The 14,857-nt window shown below is 72.8% G+C and carries 12 protein-coding genes; 4 read left to right on the top strand and 8 right to left on the bottom strand.

Annotation, left to right across the window (positions count from 1 at the left end; translation table 11 throughout):
* Positions 1–73 precede the first annotated feature (73 nt).
* Positions 74–2,416, top strand: a complete 2,343-nt coding sequence (locus ACZ7D7_RS17295) for an ATP-binding cassette domain-containing protein (protein ID WP_470825190.1) — start codon at positions 74–76, stop codon at positions 2,414–2,416.
* Here ACZ7D7_RS17295 and ACZ7D7_RS17290 read toward each other — a convergent pair.
* The 5 genes from ACZ7D7_RS17290 to ACZ7D7_RS17270 form a co-directional block, all read right to left on the bottom strand.
* A complete protein-coding gene (locus tag ACZ7D7_RS17290) occupies positions 2,373–3,416 on the bottom strand; it encodes a lysophospholipid acyltransferase family protein (RefSeq protein ID WP_470825189.1) in 1,044 nt (347 codons plus the stop codon). The two genes, ACZ7D7_RS17295 and ACZ7D7_RS17290, sit on opposite strands and share 44 nt — an antisense overlap.
* Positions 3,413–4,186 (bottom strand): GNAT family N-acetyltransferase, encoded by a 774-nt coding sequence (locus ACZ7D7_RS17285; RefSeq protein WP_470825188.1) that lies wholly within the window; start codon positions 4,184–4,186, stop codon positions 3,413–3,415. Before ACZ7D7_RS17285 ends, ACZ7D7_RS17290 begins: the two co-directional genes overlap by 4 nt.
* A gap of 288 nt (positions 4,187–4,474) precedes the next feature.
* Entirely contained in the window at positions 4,475–5,224 is a 750-nt protein-coding gene (locus ACZ7D7_RS17280; RefSeq protein WP_470825187.1) for a succinate dehydrogenase/fumarate reductase iron-sulfur subunit, read from the bottom strand.
* Positions 5,221–7,170, bottom strand: a complete 1,950-nt coding sequence (locus tag ACZ7D7_RS17275) for a fumarate reductase/succinate dehydrogenase flavoprotein subunit (RefSeq protein ID WP_470825185.1) — start codon at positions 7,168–7,170, stop codon at positions 5,221–5,223. Before ACZ7D7_RS17275 ends, ACZ7D7_RS17280 begins: the two co-directional genes overlap by 4 nt.
* A 1-nt stretch (position 7,171) precedes the next feature.
* Positions 7,172–7,843, bottom strand: a complete 672-nt coding sequence (locus ACZ7D7_RS17270) for a succinate dehydrogenase (protein ID WP_470825355.1) — start codon at positions 7,841–7,843, stop codon at positions 7,172–7,174.
* Positions 7,844–7,962: 119 nt separating this feature from the next.
* Between ACZ7D7_RS17270 and ACZ7D7_RS17265 the strand changes: the two genes are divergently transcribed.
* Positions 7,963–8,847 carry a LysR family transcriptional regulator gene (locus tag ACZ7D7_RS17265; protein ID WP_470825184.1) on the top strand — a complete coding sequence of 295 codons (885 nt, stop codon included), beginning with the start codon at positions 7,963–7,965 and terminating at the stop codon, positions 8,845–8,847.
* Between the two features lie 114 nt (positions 8,848–8,961).
* On the opposite strand, the gene ACZ7D7_RS17260 is transcribed toward ACZ7D7_RS17265, so the two are convergent.
* The 3 genes from ACZ7D7_RS17260 to ACZ7D7_RS17250 form a co-directional block, all read right to left on the bottom strand.
* Positions 8,962–11,103 carry a putative bifunctional diguanylate cyclase/phosphodiesterase gene (locus ACZ7D7_RS17260; RefSeq protein ID WP_470825183.1) on the bottom strand — a complete coding sequence of 714 codons (2,142 nt, stop codon included), beginning with the start codon at positions 11,101–11,103 and terminating at the stop codon, positions 8,962–8,964.
* Entirely contained in the window at positions 11,100–11,912 is an 813-nt protein-coding gene (locus tag ACZ7D7_RS17255; RefSeq protein WP_470825182.1) for an SAM-dependent methyltransferase, read from the bottom strand. The genes ACZ7D7_RS17260 and ACZ7D7_RS17255 overlap by 4 nt, the downstream gene beginning before the upstream one ends.
* 255 nt (positions 11,913–12,167) lie before the next feature.
* A complete protein-coding gene (locus tag ACZ7D7_RS17250) occupies positions 12,168–13,112 on the bottom strand; it encodes an SCO0930 family lipoprotein (RefSeq protein ID WP_470825181.1) in 945 nt (314 codons plus the stop codon).
* Positions 13,113–13,561: 449 nt separating this feature from the next.
* Here ACZ7D7_RS17250 and ACZ7D7_RS17245 point away from each other — a divergent pair, with 449 nt between their 5' ends.
* Both ACZ7D7_RS17245 and ACZ7D7_RS17240 read left to right on the top strand, forming a co-directional pair.
* Positions 13,562–13,981, top strand: coding sequence for a hypothetical protein (locus ACZ7D7_RS17245; RefSeq protein WP_470825179.1), 420 nt, complete (start codon positions 13,562–13,564; stop codon positions 13,979–13,981).
* A gap of 18 nt (positions 13,982–13,999) precedes the next feature.
* The gene (locus ACZ7D7_RS17240; protein ID WP_470825178.1) at positions 14,000–14,764 is read left to right on the top strand and encodes a bestrophin-like domain; all 765 of its coding nucleotides are present in this window, start codon (positions 14,000–14,002) and stop codon (positions 14,762–14,764) included.
* The last annotated feature ends 93 nt before the right edge of the window (positions 14,765–14,857 follow it).

Here is a 14,857-nt window from a genome sequence, read left to right as displayed (position 1 = left end):
CTCGGGACGCCCGCCCCGTTCGCATAGAATCGCGGGGTTTGCCCGACCACCAGCACCCCCGGAGCCCTCCCGCATGCACGCCCCGCACGACCCGTACGTCCGCGTCCGCGGCGCCCGCGAGCACAATCTGAAGGGCGTGGACGTGGACATCCCGCGGGACGTGGTCGCGGTGTTCACGGGCGTGTCCGGCTCGGGCAAGTCGTCGCTCGCGTTCGGCACGATCTACGCGGAGGCGCAGCGCCGGTACTTCGAGTCGGTGGCGCCGTACGCGCGGCGGCTGATCCACCAGGTGGGGGCGCCGAAGGTGGGTGAGATCACCGGGCTGCCGCCCGCGGTCTCGCTCCAGCAGCGTCGTGCGGCGCCGACGTCGCGGTCGTCCGTCGGCACGGTCACCAACCTGTCCAACTCGCTGCGGATGCTGTTCTCGCGGGCGGGCGCCCACCCTCCCGGCGCCGAGCGGCTCGACTCCGACGCCTTCTCCCCGAACACCGCGGCGGGCGCCTGCCCCGAGTGCCACGGCCTGGGCCACGTGCACGGCACGAGCGAGGAGTCGCTGGTTCCCGACCCGTCGCTGTCGATCCGCGAGGGCGCGATCGCCGCGTGGCCGGGCGCCTGGCAGGGCAAGAACCTGCGGGACGTCCTGGACGCCCTCGGGTACGACGTGGACCGGCCGTGGCGCGAGCTGCCCGCCGCCGAGCGGGAGTGGATCCTGTTCACGGACGAGCAGCCGGTGGTCACGGTCCACCCGGTGCGGGACGCCGGCCGCATCCAACGCCCGTACCAGGGCACGTACATGAGCGCGCGGCGGTACGTGATGAAGACGTTCGCCGAGTCCAGGAGCGCGACGCTGCGGGCGAAGGCGGAGCGGTTCCTCGACAGCGCGCCGTGCCCCGCCTGCGCGGGCCGCAGGCTGCGCCCGGAAGCGCTCGCCGTGACGTTCGCGGGCCGGACCATCGCCGACCTTGCGGCGCTGCCGCTCACCGCGCTGGCCGGTGTCCTCGCCGACGGGCGTTCGGAGACGGCCCGCGTCCTCATCGACGACCTGAGATCCCGCATCGCGCCGGTCGTCGAACTCGGCCTCGGCTACCTGAGCCTCGACCGTGCCACGCCCACACTGTCGGCGGGCGAGCTGCAACGCCTGCGCCTGGCCACGCAGTTGCGGTCCGGCCTGTTCGGCGTGGTGTACGTCCTGGACGAGCCGTCCGCCGGGCTGCATCCGGCGGACACGGAGGCGCTGCTGACGGTGCTGGAGCGGCTGAAGGCGGCGGGCAACTCGGTGTTCGTGGTCGAGCACCACCTGGACGTGGTGCGCGGCGCGGACTGGCTCGTGGACGTGGGCCCCGGCGCCGGGGAGCACGGCGGGCGCGTCCTGCACAGCGGTCCCGTGGCGGAGCTGGCCGGGACGGCGGACTCGGCGACCGCCCGCCACCTGTTCGACCGCTCGCCGACGCCCGTGCGCCAAGTGCGCGCGCCGCGCGGCGGGTTGACGGTGGGTCCGGTCACGCGGCACAACCTGCGCGGGGTGACGGCCGAGTTCCCGCTCGGGGTGCTGACGGCGGTGACCGGGGTGTCGGGGTCGGGCAAGTCGACGCTGATCGGTGAACTCACCGAGGACCTGCCGGGTGTGGACCGCCTGGTCTCCGTCGACCAGCGGCCGATCGGCCGCACGCCGCGCTCCAACCTGGCCACGTACACGGGTCTGTTCGACGTGGTCCGCAAGGTGTTCGCGCAGACCGACGACGCGCGCGCACGGGGCTACGGCGTGGGCCGGTTCTCCTTCAACGTGGCGGGCGGGCGCTGCGAGACCTGCCAGGGCGAGGGCTTCGTCGCCGTGGAGCTGCTGTTCCTGCCGAGCACGTACGCGCCGTGCCCGGACTGCGGCGGGGCGCGCTACAACCCCGGGACGCTGGACGTGAAGTACCGGGGCCGGAACATCGCCGAGGTGCTGGACCTGACGGTGGAGTCGACGGCGGAGTTCTTCGCGGGCACGCCGGCCGTCGCGCGCAGTCTGCGCACCCTGCTGGACGTCGGGCTCGGCTACCTGCGGCTCGGCCAGCCCGCGACCGAGCTGTCCGGCGGGGAGGCCCAGCGCATCAAGCTGGCGAGCGAGTTGCAGCGGGTCCGGCGCGGTCACACGCTGTACGTCCTGGACGAGCCCACGACCGGTCTGCACCCGGCCGACACCGAGATCCTGATGGCCCGCCTGCACGCCCTGGTCGACGCCGGTCACACGGTGGTCGTCGTCGAGCACGACATGGCCGTGGTCGCGGACACGGACTGGGTGATCGACCTCGGCCCCGGCGGCGGCGACGAGGGCGGCCGGATCGTCGCGGCGGGCCCGCCGTCCGAGGTGGCCCGGGCCGCGGGCAGTGCTACGGCGCCGTATCTGGCGCGGGCGTTGTCCCTGCCCTCCTGAGCGCGCGGCGGGGCACCCTCACCGGACCCCGCGCCGGGGTCTTCACCGGGCCTCGCGCCGGGGTCTTCACCGGGCCTCGCGCCGGGCCCCTCACCAAGTCCCGCGCCGGTTCGCGCAGCACCGACCGCTCGGCCGCCGCCGCGAGTCCGCGGCGGTCCCGGTGGGCTCCGGGCCGGATCGTGTCCCGCACGTGCACCTCGGCGACGAGGCCCCGGGCGGACGTCACGCGCCAGACGGACGCGAGCAGGGTGTCGTCGCCGACGAAGGCGGGCGCCGTGGCGAGGCACCCGTCGGCGCGGCGGTAGCGGATGCGGACCGGCTGGACGGGGACGCCGGCGTCCAGGGCGGCCTGGAAGGCGGCACGCCGGAAGGTGCCCTGCGCCCGGCCGCACCAGGTGCTGCCCTCGGGGAACACCGCGATCGCGGCCCCCGAGCGGAGCAGGGACGTCAGGTGGGCCACCGTGTGCGGCAGCGCGCGCAGCCGGTCGCGGTCGATGAAGACGGCACCCCGCGCGGCCATCGGACCGGCGACGGGCCATGCGCCGATCTCCTTCTTGGCGAGCATCCGTGCCGGACGCACGGCGGCGAGCAGCGGGATGTCCAGCCACGAGATGTGGTTGGCGACCAGCAGGACCCCGCCGTCCGGCGCCGCCGCGCCCGAGAAACGCACCCGGACACCGGCGGCCCGCACGAGCCACCGGCACCAGCGCCGCACGAGCCCTGCGGGGACGCGCCGGACGAGGGTCGACAGGACGAGGCCGGTGAGCAGCAGGCCGACGAGCCCCGCGATCCGCGCCAGCGCGCGCGGCGCCGCCGTACGGGAGGCCCGCGCCGGGACGCACGCGGCCGGAGTGCAGGGAGCGGACGGCAGCCAGGCGGAGCCCGCGGGGAGGGCGCTGGTCGCGTGCGGGCCGGCGCCGGCCACGCCGCCCGTTCCGCCCGCGCGGGCGCACCGTACGGCGCCGGCGGCCGCACGGCCGATCCGGACCGCGGTCATCACGCCGGCACCAGCGACAGGAAGTGCTTCAGATAGCGCGGGTTCACCCGCCGCATCGACAGCAGCACGTACAGGTCGGCCACCCCGAAGTCCGGGTCGTGGGCGGGTTCGCCGCACACCCAGGCGCCGAGGCGGACGTAGCCGCGCAGCAGGGGCGGCAGTTCGGTGCGGGCGGCGGGGCGGGCGATGCCGTCCGGGCTCCACGGGCGCAGGGGGCTCACCCGGTACTCCTCGGGGGCGAGGTTCCTGGCCCGGACGCGGTCCAGGGTGGCGGCGGCGAAGGCGCCGCCGTCGGCCAGCGGGAGGGAGCAGCAGCCGGCGAGCCACTCGTGTCCGCGGTCGACCATGTAGCGGGCGATCCCGGCCCAGATCAGCCCGATGACCGCGCCGTCGCGGTGGTCGGGATGGACGCAGGAGCGGCCGACCTCGACGAGGCCGGGGCGGATCGCGTCCAGGGCGGTGAGGTCGAACTCGCTGTCGGAGTAGAGCCGTCCGGCGACGGCGGCCCGCTCGGGCGGCAGCAGCCGGTACGTGCCGACGACCTGGCCGGTCACGGTGTCCCGCACGAGCAGGTGGTCGCAGTAGGCGTCGAAGGCGTCCATGTCGTACCCGGGCTCCGGCGAGGCCAGCAGGGCGCCCAGCTCGCCGGCGAAGACGTCGTGCCGCAGCCGCTGGGCGGCTCGTACGTCCTCCTCGTCGCGGGCGAAGGTGACGGTGTAGCGGGTGGGTGCCGCGGGCTGCGGGGGGCGGTCGAGCGTGGTGACGCCGTTCATGGCTCTCTCCTGGTACGGGCCGGGTTCGGCGGCGGCAGAGGGCAGGACCGGTGACTATTCGGCCCGCCGGTCCTGTTCTTCCGATCCCGGTTGGCGTGCACGTGACATGTGCCAGGAGGGGGGATGTGGGGTTGTTGAACGACGTGGGCCGGGTTCCGCGGGGCGGCGGGGCGCTCGGCGGAGCCGACGGGGTACTTGGCGGGGCCGGGGTTCTGAGCACCACTCCCGGCCCCGCCCGTCCGCACCTCGTCGGCGAACGTCTGGGGGTCTCCGCGCGGGTGGCGGGACCTACTTCCGGGCCACCTCGCGGGTCGCGCGCAGCCACTCCCTGTTCATGCTCGTGATGGACGTCAGGGGGATGCCCTTGGGGCAGGCGGTGGCGCACTCGCCGGTCAGGGTGCAGCCGCCGAAGCCCTCGTCGTCCATCCGCGCCACCATGTCGAGCACCCGGGTCTCGCGCTCGGGCGCGCCCTGCGGCAGGACGCCGAGGTGGTTGACCTTCGCGGAGGTGAACAGCATCGCGGCGCCGTTGGGGCAGGCGGCGACGCAGGCCCCGCAGCCGATGCACTCGGCGTGCTCGAACGCGAAGTCGGCGTCCGGCTTGGGCACGGGCGTGGCGTGGGCCTCGGGCGCGGCGCCGGTGGGGGCGGTGATGTAGCCGCCGGCCTGGATGATGCGGTCGAAGGCGGAGCGGTCGACGACGAGGTCCTTCACGACCGGGAAGGCCGCCGCCCGCCACGGTTCGATGTCGATGGTGTCGCCGTCCTCGAAGGACCGCATGTGCAGCTGGCAGGTGGTGGTGCGCTCCGGGCCGTGCGCGTCGCCGTTGATGACGAGCGAGCAGGCCCCGCAGATGCCCTCGCGGCAGTCGTGGTCGAAGGCGACCGGGTCCTCGCCCTTGAGGATGAGCTCCTCGTTGAGGGTGTCCAGCATCTCGAGGAAGGACATGTCGGGTGAGACGCCGTCCACCTCGTACGTGGACATGGCGCCGTCGGCGTGGGCGTTCTTCTGCCGCCAGACGCGCAGGGTGAGCCTCATGCGTAGCTCCGCTGGGTGGGGTGGACGTACTCGAAGACCAGGTCTTCCTTGTGCAGGACGGGCGCCTCGCCGGTGCCGGTGAACTCCCAGGCGGCGGCGTACGCGAACGCGTCGTCCTTGCGGGCCGCCTCGCCGTCCGGGGTCTGCGACTCCTCCCGGAAGTGGCCGCCGCAGGACTCGGTGCGGTGCAGCGCGTCGAGGCACATCAGCTCGGCGAGTTCCAGGTAGTCGACGATGCGGTTGGCCTTCTCCAGGGACTGGTTGAACTCCTCTCCGGTGCCGGGGACCTTGATCCGCCGCCAGAACTCCTCGCGGATCTGCGGGATGCGCTCCAGGGCCTTGCGCAGCCCGGAGTCGGAGCGGGCCATGCCGCAGAACTCCCACATGAGTTCGCCGAGTTCACGGTGGAAGGAGTCCGGGGTGCGGTCGCCGTCGACGGCCAGCAGCAGGTTCAGCCGGTCCTCGGTCCCGGCCAGCACGTCCTGTACGACGGGGTGCCGGGCGTCGATCTCGTCGCCGCGCGGGGTGCGGGCGAGGTAGTCGTTGATGGTGGCCGGCAGCACGAAGTAGCCGTCGGCGAGGCCCTGCATGAGGGCGGAGGCGCCCAGCCGGTTGGCGCCGTGGTCGGAGAAGTTGGCCTCGCCGATGGCGAACAGGCCGGGGACGGTGGTCTGGAGGTCGTAGTCGACCCACAGGCCGCCCATCGTGTAGTGCACGGCGGGGTAGATCCGCATCGGCACCCGGTACGGGTCCTCGTCGGTGATCCGCTGGTACATGTCGAAGAGGTTGCCGTACTTGGCCTCGACGGCCTCGCGGCCCATGCGCTCGATGGCGTCGGCGAAGTCCAGGTAGACCCCCTGCCCGCCGGGGCCGACTCCCCTGCCCTCGTCGCAGACGTTCTTCGCGGCGCGGGAGGCGATGTCGCGGGGCACGAGGTTGCCGAAGGACGGGTAGATCCGCTCCAGGTAGTAGTCGCGCTCGTCCTCGGGGATCTCGTGCGGCGGGCGGGTGTCGCCCTTGGCCCTCGGCACCCAGATCCGGCCGTCGTTGCGCAGCGACTCGCTCATCAGCGTCAGCTTCGACTGGTGGTCGCCGGTGCGCGGGATGCACGTGGGGTGGATCTGCGTGAAGCACGGATTGGCGAAGAGGGCGCCGCGCCGGTGCGCCCGCCAGATCGCGGTCGCGTTGGAGTTCATGGCGTTCGTCGACAGGTAGAAGACGTTGCCGTAGCCACCGGTCGCGAGCACGACGGCGTCCGCGAAGTACGTGGAGAGCCTGCCGGTGATCAGGTCGCGGGCCACGATGCCCCGGGCCCGGCCGTCGACGACGATCAGGTCGAGCATCTCGGTGCGCGGATGCATCTCGACGTTGCCCGCGGCGATCTGCCGGGACAGCGCCTGGTAGGCGCCGAGCAGGAGTTGCTGACCCGTCTGGCCGCGGGCGTAGAAGGTGCGGGAGACCTGGACGCCGCCGAAGGAACGGGTGTCGAGCAGTCCGCCGTACTCGCGGGCGAACGGCACGCCCTGCGCCACGCACTGGTCGATGATCTCGACGGAGATCTGCGCGAGCCGGTGCACGTTGGACTCGCGGGCCCGGAAGTCGCCGCCCTTGACGGTGTCGTAGAACAGGCGGTGGACGGAGTCGCCGTCGTTGCGGTAGTTCTTCGCGGCGTTGATGCCGCCCTGCGCGGCGATCGAGTGGGCGCGGCGCGGGGAGTCCTGGTAGCAGAACTGGACGACGTGGTAGCCCTGTTCGGCGAGTGTGGCGCCCGCCGAGCCGCCGGCCAGGCCGGTGCCGACGACGATGACGGTGTGCTTGCGGCGGTTGGCGGGGTTGACGAGTCTCGCCTCGAAGCGTCGCTTGTCCCAGCGCTCGGCCACCGGGCCGGCCGGCGCCTTGGTGTCGACGAGCGGCTCGCCCGTCGTGTAGTTCGCGTAGTCGGTCATGTCAGCTCACCACTCCGGTCATGACGGCCACGGGTACGGCGACGAAGCCGGCCGTGAGCAGCAGCGCGAGGACGCCGGCGGCGGCCTTCAGGGCGCGGTCGCGGGTGCGGCTGCCGACGCCGAGGGTCTGGGCGGCGCTCCAGAAGCCGTGCCGCACGTGCAGGCCGAGGGCGAGCGTCGCGACGATGTAGATGACGTTGCCGTACCAGGTGGAGAAGGTGTCCACGACGTTCTGGTAGGGCTTGCCGGACTCGAAGCCGCCGGAGTGCACGGTGCCGGTGGTCAGGTCCAGGATGTGCCAGACGACGTACAGGCCGAGGATGATCCCGCCCCAGCGCATGGTGCGCGTCGCGTAGCTCGCCCGGGGCTTCTTGTGGACGTACTTGTCGGGCCGCGCCTTGATGTCGCGGCGGCTGAGCTGGTACGCGGACACGGCGTGCGCGACCACCGCGACGACGAGGACGACGCGGACCAGCCACAGCGTCCAGCCGTAGTGCATGAACGGCTCGCCGACCGTGCGCAGCCAGTGGGCGTAGCGGTTGAACTCGCCGGGCCCGAAGAAGATCTTCAGGTTTCCGATCATGTGGACGACCAGGTAGGACAGCATGATCAGGCCGCTGACCGCCATCACTGCCTTCTTGCCGACGGTCGAGTCCCACACCGTGCGCGCCATGGACGGCCGTCGGTCCGTCCGCGTTGCCAGAGCCATGTCACCGAAGGTAGGCGGCCGACGCCCCATCGGTCCAAGACATGGTCGGCCTTGATTCGATAGGGCGAGCCTATGATGGCTGCGTGCAGTTCCATCAGCTCCAGTACTTCGTGGCGGTCGCCGAGACCCGGCACTTCACACGGGCCGCCGACCTGGTCCATGTCGCGCAGCCGTCGCTGTCCCAGCAGATCAGGGCGCTGGAGCGGGAGCTCGGCGCGGACCTGTTCCTGCGGGCCCGCGGCAACATCACGCTGACCGACGCCGGCGAGGCGCTGCTGCCGCTGGCCCGGCGCATCCTCGCCGACGCGGACACCGCACGGCACGAGGTGCTGGAGCTGGTGCAGTTGCGGCGCGGCCGGGTCCGGCTGGGCGCGACGCCGAGCCTGTGCACGGGCCTGCTGCCGGACGTGCTGCGCGCCTACCACGACCGCTATCCGGGCGTCCGGCTGCTGATCGAGGAGGGCGGCTCGCACGACCTCGTGCGCGAACTGGCCCGGGGCGCGCTCGACTTGGCGCTGGTGGTGCTGCCGCTTCCCACGCCGTCGCCGGCGCTGACGACGGTGGAGCTGCTGCGCGAGGACCTGGTGGTGGTGTCGTCGCCCGACGCGCCCCGGCCGGGCGGCGGGCGGCGCACGGTGCGGATCGCCGATCTGGAGGGCGAGCGCCTGGTGATGTTCCGGCACGGCTACGACCTGCGGGAGCTGACCGTGGCGGCGTGCCGCTCCGCCGGTTTCGAACCGGACTTCGCGGTCGAGGGCGGCGAGATGGACGCGGTGCTCGGGTTCGCGCGGGCGGGGCTCGGGGTGGCCGTCGTGCCGCGGATGGTGGCGGCGCGGGCCGGGCAGGGCCTCAGGGTGACAACCCTGGCCCGGCCCGGACTGCACCGCACGATCGCGCTGGCCCACCGCAGCGATGTGGCTCCGCCGCGGGCCGCGCGGGAGCTTCAGCGAATGCTGCTGGAACGGTGAACCGCGTTGTTCCGCCCACCGCCGCGGGTGGTGGTTGCCCTTCGTCCCGGACCGACGGTCGCGTGGGGCTTGTCGCGCAGTTCCCCGCGCCCCCTCAGGGGCGCCCCCTTCCGGTCACCTCGTCGCGTCCACCAGGGCCAGCTCGTGCAGGCGCTCCGGTGGGCCCGGGCGGGCGTAGTACCAGCCCTGGGCCGTGTCGCAGCCCAGTATGCGCAGTTGCTCGGCCTGGGCGCCCGTCTCCACGCCCTCGACCGTGACCGCGAGATCCAGGCTGTGGGCGAGGGAGACGATGCCCTCGACGATCTTCAGGTCGACGGGGTCGGCCGGGAACTGCTGCATGCTCTGGGTGAAGGAGCGGTCGAGCTTGAGGACGCTCACCGGCAGGCGGCGCAGGTTGGCGAGGTTGGAGTAGCCCGTGCCGAAGTCGTCCAGCGCGATGTCGACGCCCATCTCGGCGAGCCGGCGCAGCGGCTTGAGCAGGTCGTCGTCCGCGCCGATCAGCGCCGACTCCGTCACCTCCAGGCACAGCACCTCGGGGCCGACGCCCGCGCGCTCCAGGATGTCGACGGTGTCCTGCACGAGTCCGGGGTGGGTGAGCTGGCAGGGCGAGAGGTTGACGTTGATGCGCATCGGCCCCGCGTCGACGTGCTTCTCCCGCCAGGTGCGGGCCTGCCGCACGGACTGCTCCAGCACCCAGCGCCCGAGCGGCACGATCAGCCCGGTGTGCTCGGCGAGCGGGATGAACTTGTCCGGGCCGAGCACCCCGTGCTGCGGGTGCAGCCAGCGCACCAGCGCCTCCGCGCCGCGCACGCTGCCGTCGCCGAGGCGCACCAGCGGCTGGTACTCGATGAAGAACTCGCCGCGCTCCAGGGCGGCGGGCAGCGCCGTGGTGAGCCCGTGCCGGGTGATGGCGCGGGCGTCCGCCTCCGGGTCGGCCAGCTCGTAGCGGTTGCCGCCCGCCGACTTGGCCCGGTACATGGTGATGTCGGCGCTGCGCAGCACCTCCGCGGGGCTGCGCTCGCCGGCCGGTCCCTCCACTATGCCGATGCTGCCGCGCACGGTCAGCTCCCGGCCGTCGACGCTGACCGGGGCGAGGAGCGCGTTCATGATGCGGTCGGCGAGCTCGTCGACCTCGCGCTGGGTGTCGGGGCCGGTGGTCAGCGCCACGAACTCGTCGCCGCCGAGCCGGGCGACCATCTCGCCGGGCGCGGTCGCGCAGGACTGGAGCCGGTCGGCGACCTCCACGAGCAGCCGGTCGCCGGCTGCGTGGCCGAGGCTGTCGTTGATCGTCTTGAATCCGTCCAGGTCGAGGTAGCACAGCCCGAAGCGCTGCCCCTCGCCCGCGGCCAGGGCCTTCTCCAGGCGCTCGAAGAAGAACGTGCGGTTGGGCAGGCCGGTGAGCGCGTCGTGGGTGGCCTCGTAGCGCAGCCGCAGGTTGAGCAGCCGCCGCTCGGTGGTGTCCTCCATGAGGGCGAGCTGGTACTGCGGGGCGCCGTCCGCGTCGCGCAGCAGGGACACCGTCAGGTTGGTCCACAGGACCGTTCCGTCGGGCCGGTAGAAGGCCTTCTCGACGTGGTAGTGCTCGCGCTCGCCGCGGACCAGCTCGTCGTACAGCCGCCAGGTGTGGGGCGCGTCCTCGGGGTGGGACCAGTCCATCACCTTCTGCCCGCGAAGGGACTGCTCGGACACCCCGAACATGCGCAGCAGCGCGCCGTTGACCTGGAGCACGGTGCCGTCCAGGTCGGCGATGCCGATCCCTATGGCGGCGCCCTCGAAGACGGCGCGGAAGCGGGCCTCGCTGGCGTGCAGCGCCTGCGCCACGACGCCCTGCGCGAGCAGCGCGGCCTGCGCGATGGACTCCTGTTCCGACAGGGTGCGTTCCCGCAGCGCCTGCGCGAACCCGGCGGCCATGGCGTGCTGGAGGCGCGCCGAACGCGCCCGCAGGTCCTCCTGGTCGCCGCCCTCGCCGCAGTACAGCACCAGGTAGGCGTCGACGCAGTCCAGGGTGCGGCTGAGCGCCTCCGGGTCGGTGCAGTGCGCGTCGACGAGGGCCGCGCCCACGGCCCTTCCCTCGCCGGCGTCGAAGGCCCGCGATCTGAGGGCCTCGCTCAACCGCCGGGCGAGGGGCAGCAGTTGTCGCTCGAACTCCGGCCGGGTCGCGGACGTCGAGGTCACCGGGAACACGGCCCGGCTCCAGATCGTCGCGAACCGGCGCAGTCTGTCCTCCGGCCCGTCCGGCTCCGTCTGATCGCTCACGCCCGCCGCCCCACGCCCGCGAAGCCGGAGTGGGCGTACGGGTCCTCGTCGTCCGGCGAGGTGTCGGGCCGCCAGTTCGCCATCGACACCAGTCCGGGTTCCACCATGTCGTACCCCTCGAAGAACCGTGCGACCTCGTCGCGCGAGCGGATGATCACCGGATTGCGGATGTCCTTGTACACGTCGACCGTGCCCTGGACCTGCTCCTGGGGCAGCGGGATCCCCTCGTACGCGGCGTGCGTGAGCACGAGCAGACTGCCGGGCGCGAGCGCGTCCCGCAGCTCGGCCACCGCACTGTACGGGTCGTCCGCGTCCTCCACGAAGTGAAGTATGGCAACGAGGAGCACCGCCACTGGCCGATTCAGGTCGATGAGCCGCTCGACCTGAGGGCTCGACAGGATTTCGTGGGGCTTTCGGAGGTCGGCCGCGACGACGTCCGTGTTCTCGTTGCCCGCCAGGACCGCCTGGCTGTGCGCCACCGCCACCGGGTCGTGGTCGACGTACACGACGCGCGCGTCGGGACGGGCGGCCTGCGCCACCTCGTGCACGTTCCCGAAGGTCGGGATGCCGGATCCGATGTCGAGGAACTGGGTGATTCCCTCGTCGGCCGCGAAGCGGACCGCGCGGCGCATGAACGCCCGGTTCGCCTGCATGATCTTGGGAAGTCCCGGCATGAACTCCATGGCCCTGCGGGCCGCTTCCCTGTCGACCTCGAAGTTGTGCGAACCGCCCAGGTAGTAGTCGTAGATCCGGGAAACGCTGGGCACCGAGATGTCGATGCTCCGTGGGGCCCAGGCGGGACGCTCCATCTACCTCTCCAAGGCTCGGCGATCCGGTGTTCGAGCTGAGGCTACTGATCGCCCGCCAAAGGAGCGAGCCGAAACGGAAATTGACCGTCCGTTCCCGGTCACTGCCTGCGGCACGTGCCAAATGGCTGTCGGGCGCGGCCCGTTCGAAAACGCTACGAAAGGTAGCGGACCCGTATCGGATCCGTGAACACGCAAACCGGTACGCCCCTTCCACACACCGCGGAAGGGACGTACCGGAATGTGACGGAGGGCGCTCTACTTCTTGGGTGCGCCGACCGGTTTTCCGTCGGGGGAGACGGCGTACCAGGTGCCGCCCACGCCCTGGCCGTTGGTGTCGCCGGGCTTCTTGTCGCCGGCGAAGGTGTAGATGGGCCAGCAGTCGACCGTCTGCTGCTCGGCACCGTCGGGCCGCGTGAAGCTCATGAGGCCCTCCTTGTCGAGGCCCTTGGTGTCATTGACGGCCACGGGGGCGACGACCGGCCACTTGTCCAGGCACGCGCCGGTGCACGCGGAGACGGGTTTCGGCCAGGCCTCGTCCTTCATGAACCGGTAGACGGTCATGCCGTTGCCGTCGACGACGATCTCGCCCAGCTCCGGGTCCTCGCGGGTGGACAGCCCGGGCAGGTCGGCGGACCGCGCCTTCTTGCCGTCGGGGGCCAGCGCGAACCACTTGCCTCCGACGCCCTGCCCCTTGACGTCACCGGCGTTGACGTCCTTCACGTAGCGGTACGCCGGCCAGCCCGCGACGGTCAGCTGCTTCGTGCCGTCGGAGCGGGTGATCTCGCCGAGCAGCGCCTTGTCGATGCCCTCGCCGGCCTCGACGTCGTCGGCGGGCACCGGGGGCCAGGTCTTGGCGCAGTCGCCCTCGCAGTTCGACACGGGCGGCTCGGCCGTGTCCTGGTCGAACCGGTAGAGGGTGAGCCCGACACCGTCGGTCATCAGCTTGCCGAGTTCGGCGTCGGTCGCCACGGACAGCTTGCCCGCGGGGGCCTCGGTCGGGCTCGGGGCGGCCTGTTCGCCACCGGCGAGTCCGCCCGGGCCCTCACCGGCGCCGACGCTGCTGTAGTCGCCGGGCGAGGCCGTGGCGCCGACGTTCTGGCTGTTCGCGGCACCGCCGGTTTCCTGACCGCACGCCGTCGTCAGCGCCAGCACCGCCGCGGCGCCCGCCACGAGTGAGGCGCTCCGCCAGGAGGTCTTCATCTTCAACTCCCCATATCAGCAAGGGTGTTGCAGCGCCCTGCTGCGCCGCCGCACGACAGGGGGTACGCACGCGGGTCCCGGTTGTGTTCAATCCGCCCGCGCTTTTCTTCCGCTGTCCGCCATCGGCCGTCCGCCGTCGGCCCCGAGCCCGCCGCGCGACGGTCGCGGTCAACGGGCCGCAGGGCGCCCGTCCTCCCTTCGGGGCATTCCTGGTGCGCGGCGGCGCGGCGCGTCCCGGAGCCGATCATGCTCTTGGTCGTGCGAGAACCCGAACCGACCCAATCCGCTGGCCCCGCAAGGGCGTTGGCTCTCATGACACTGATGTGGTCGCTCGTCGGGGCACCGGCCGGCACCGCCGTCGCCGACGCCTGCGCCTACGCGTCCACGGGGCCGGGCGGCACGACGGCGGTGGCGGTCGCCGGGAGCACCACCTGGCCCACGTTCCCGCCGTGCCAGAAGCCCACGCCACCCCCCGAGCCGACACCCACACCCACACCCACCCCTCCGCCTCCGCCTCCCCCGCCACCGCCACCGCCACCGCCGAAGCCCACGCCGACCCCGACACCACCACCCCCGTCGCCGCCGCCGAGGCCCGAGTCGCCCCCGCCGCCCCGCCCGGCGCCGCCGCAGGCCCGCCCGGCGCCCACTCCCCCGCCGCGCGCCACGCCCACGCCCATTCCCCGGCCGACCCCGAGCCCCCGCCGTCGGCCGAGCCCTCGCCGAGCGCCTCCCTGGCGCCCGTGCACTACCCGCGCCACCGCGCCGCGCCGCATCGGCGGCCGACACGGGACGCGCCGTCCCCGCTCACCTTCGTCCTGCTCATCGCGACGCCCGCGGTGATCGCCGTCGCCGCGCTGCGGCCCCGCTGACCCCTCTGGAGGCTCCCCTTGCCGGAATGGCTTGTTCTCACCCTCGCGATGCTCGCCGCGTGCGCGGTGGTGGTCGTCATCACGCTCGTACGCCACCGCACGGCGTCCGAGGACGAGGACCCGAGCGAGACCCCGGACGTCATCGAGTACATGACGATGTGGATCGGCGTGGTGTACGCCATCGTCCTGGGTCTCGCCATCGCGGGTGTCTGGGAGGCACGGAGCGCGGCCCAGGAGCACGTGCGGGCGGAGGCCGTCGCGCTGCACGAGATCTCCGAGCGGGTCCGGGTCTACCCGCCCGACGTCCGTGACCGCATTCGCGACGACGTCAACGCCTATGTCGGACACGTCGTCACCACCGAGTGGGAGGTCATGGCCGACCACGGCCGCGTCACCGAGCGCGGCACGGCGCTCATGGACCGGGTCCGCGCGGACGTCACCGACTACGAGCCGCGCACCGACTTCGAGGCGCAGGCCTACCAGCCGCTCCTCGACCAGGTGACGGCCGCCGACCAGGCGCGCAACGCCCGGTCGGAGTCGACCGGGGCGACCATGCCGGGGGTGGTGTGGTTCGGGCTGGTGGTCGGGGCCGCGGCCACGATCGGGATGGTGTTCGCGCTGCAGATCCGGCGCACCGCGCGCGAGCTGGTCCTCGCCGGGCTGTTCTCCGCGCTGATCGCCTTCCTGCTGTTCCTCATCTGGGACTTCGACGCGCCCTACGGCCGCGGCGTCGCCGCCTCCGCCGACCCGTTCCTGCGGCTCTTCCTGCACCTCGGGAACTGACCCACCACGGGCCGCCCGGGAGACGGCGACACGCACGCCGTTCCCCTGAGCGGCCCACAGGGTTGCCCCGTTCGCCCGACACGGATCGCGCGT

This window comes from Streptomyces sp. NPDC037054 (genome assembly GCF_055606745.1).
Note: the sequence above shows the minus strand (reverse complement) of the source record. Positions and strands in the feature narration are given on the sequence as shown.

What these genes read in the sequence shown, in the direction of transcription:
- ACZ7D7_RS17250 (WP_470825181.1), bottom strand. Translation starts at nt 13,112, where the DNA reads ATGAAGACCTCCTGGCGGAGCGCCTCACTCGTGGCGGGCGCCGCGGCG.
- ACZ7D7_RS17295 (WP_470825190.1), top strand. Translation starts at nt 74, where the DNA reads ATGCACGCCCCGCACGACCCGTACGTCCGCGTCCGCGGCGCCCGCGAG.
- ACZ7D7_RS17280 (WP_470825187.1), bottom strand. Translation starts at nt 5,224, where the DNA reads ATGAGGCTCACCCTGCGCGTCTGGCGGCAGAAGAACGCCCACGCCGAC.
- ACZ7D7_RS17285 (WP_470825188.1), bottom strand. Translation starts at nt 4,186, where the DNA reads ATGAACGGCGTCACCACGCTCGACCGCCCCCCGCAGCCCGCGGCACCC.
- ACZ7D7_RS17255 (WP_470825182.1), bottom strand. Translation starts at nt 11,912, where the DNA reads ATGGAGCGTCCCGCCTGGGCCCCACGGAGCATCGACATCTCGGTGCCC.
- ACZ7D7_RS17275 (WP_470825185.1), bottom strand. Translation starts at nt 7,170, where the DNA reads ATGACCGACTACGCGAACTACACGACGGGCGAGCCGCTCGTCGACACC.
- ACZ7D7_RS17270 (WP_470825355.1), bottom strand. Translation starts at nt 7,843, where the DNA reads ATGGCGCGCACGGTGTGGGACTCGACCGTCGGCAAGAAGGCAGTGATG.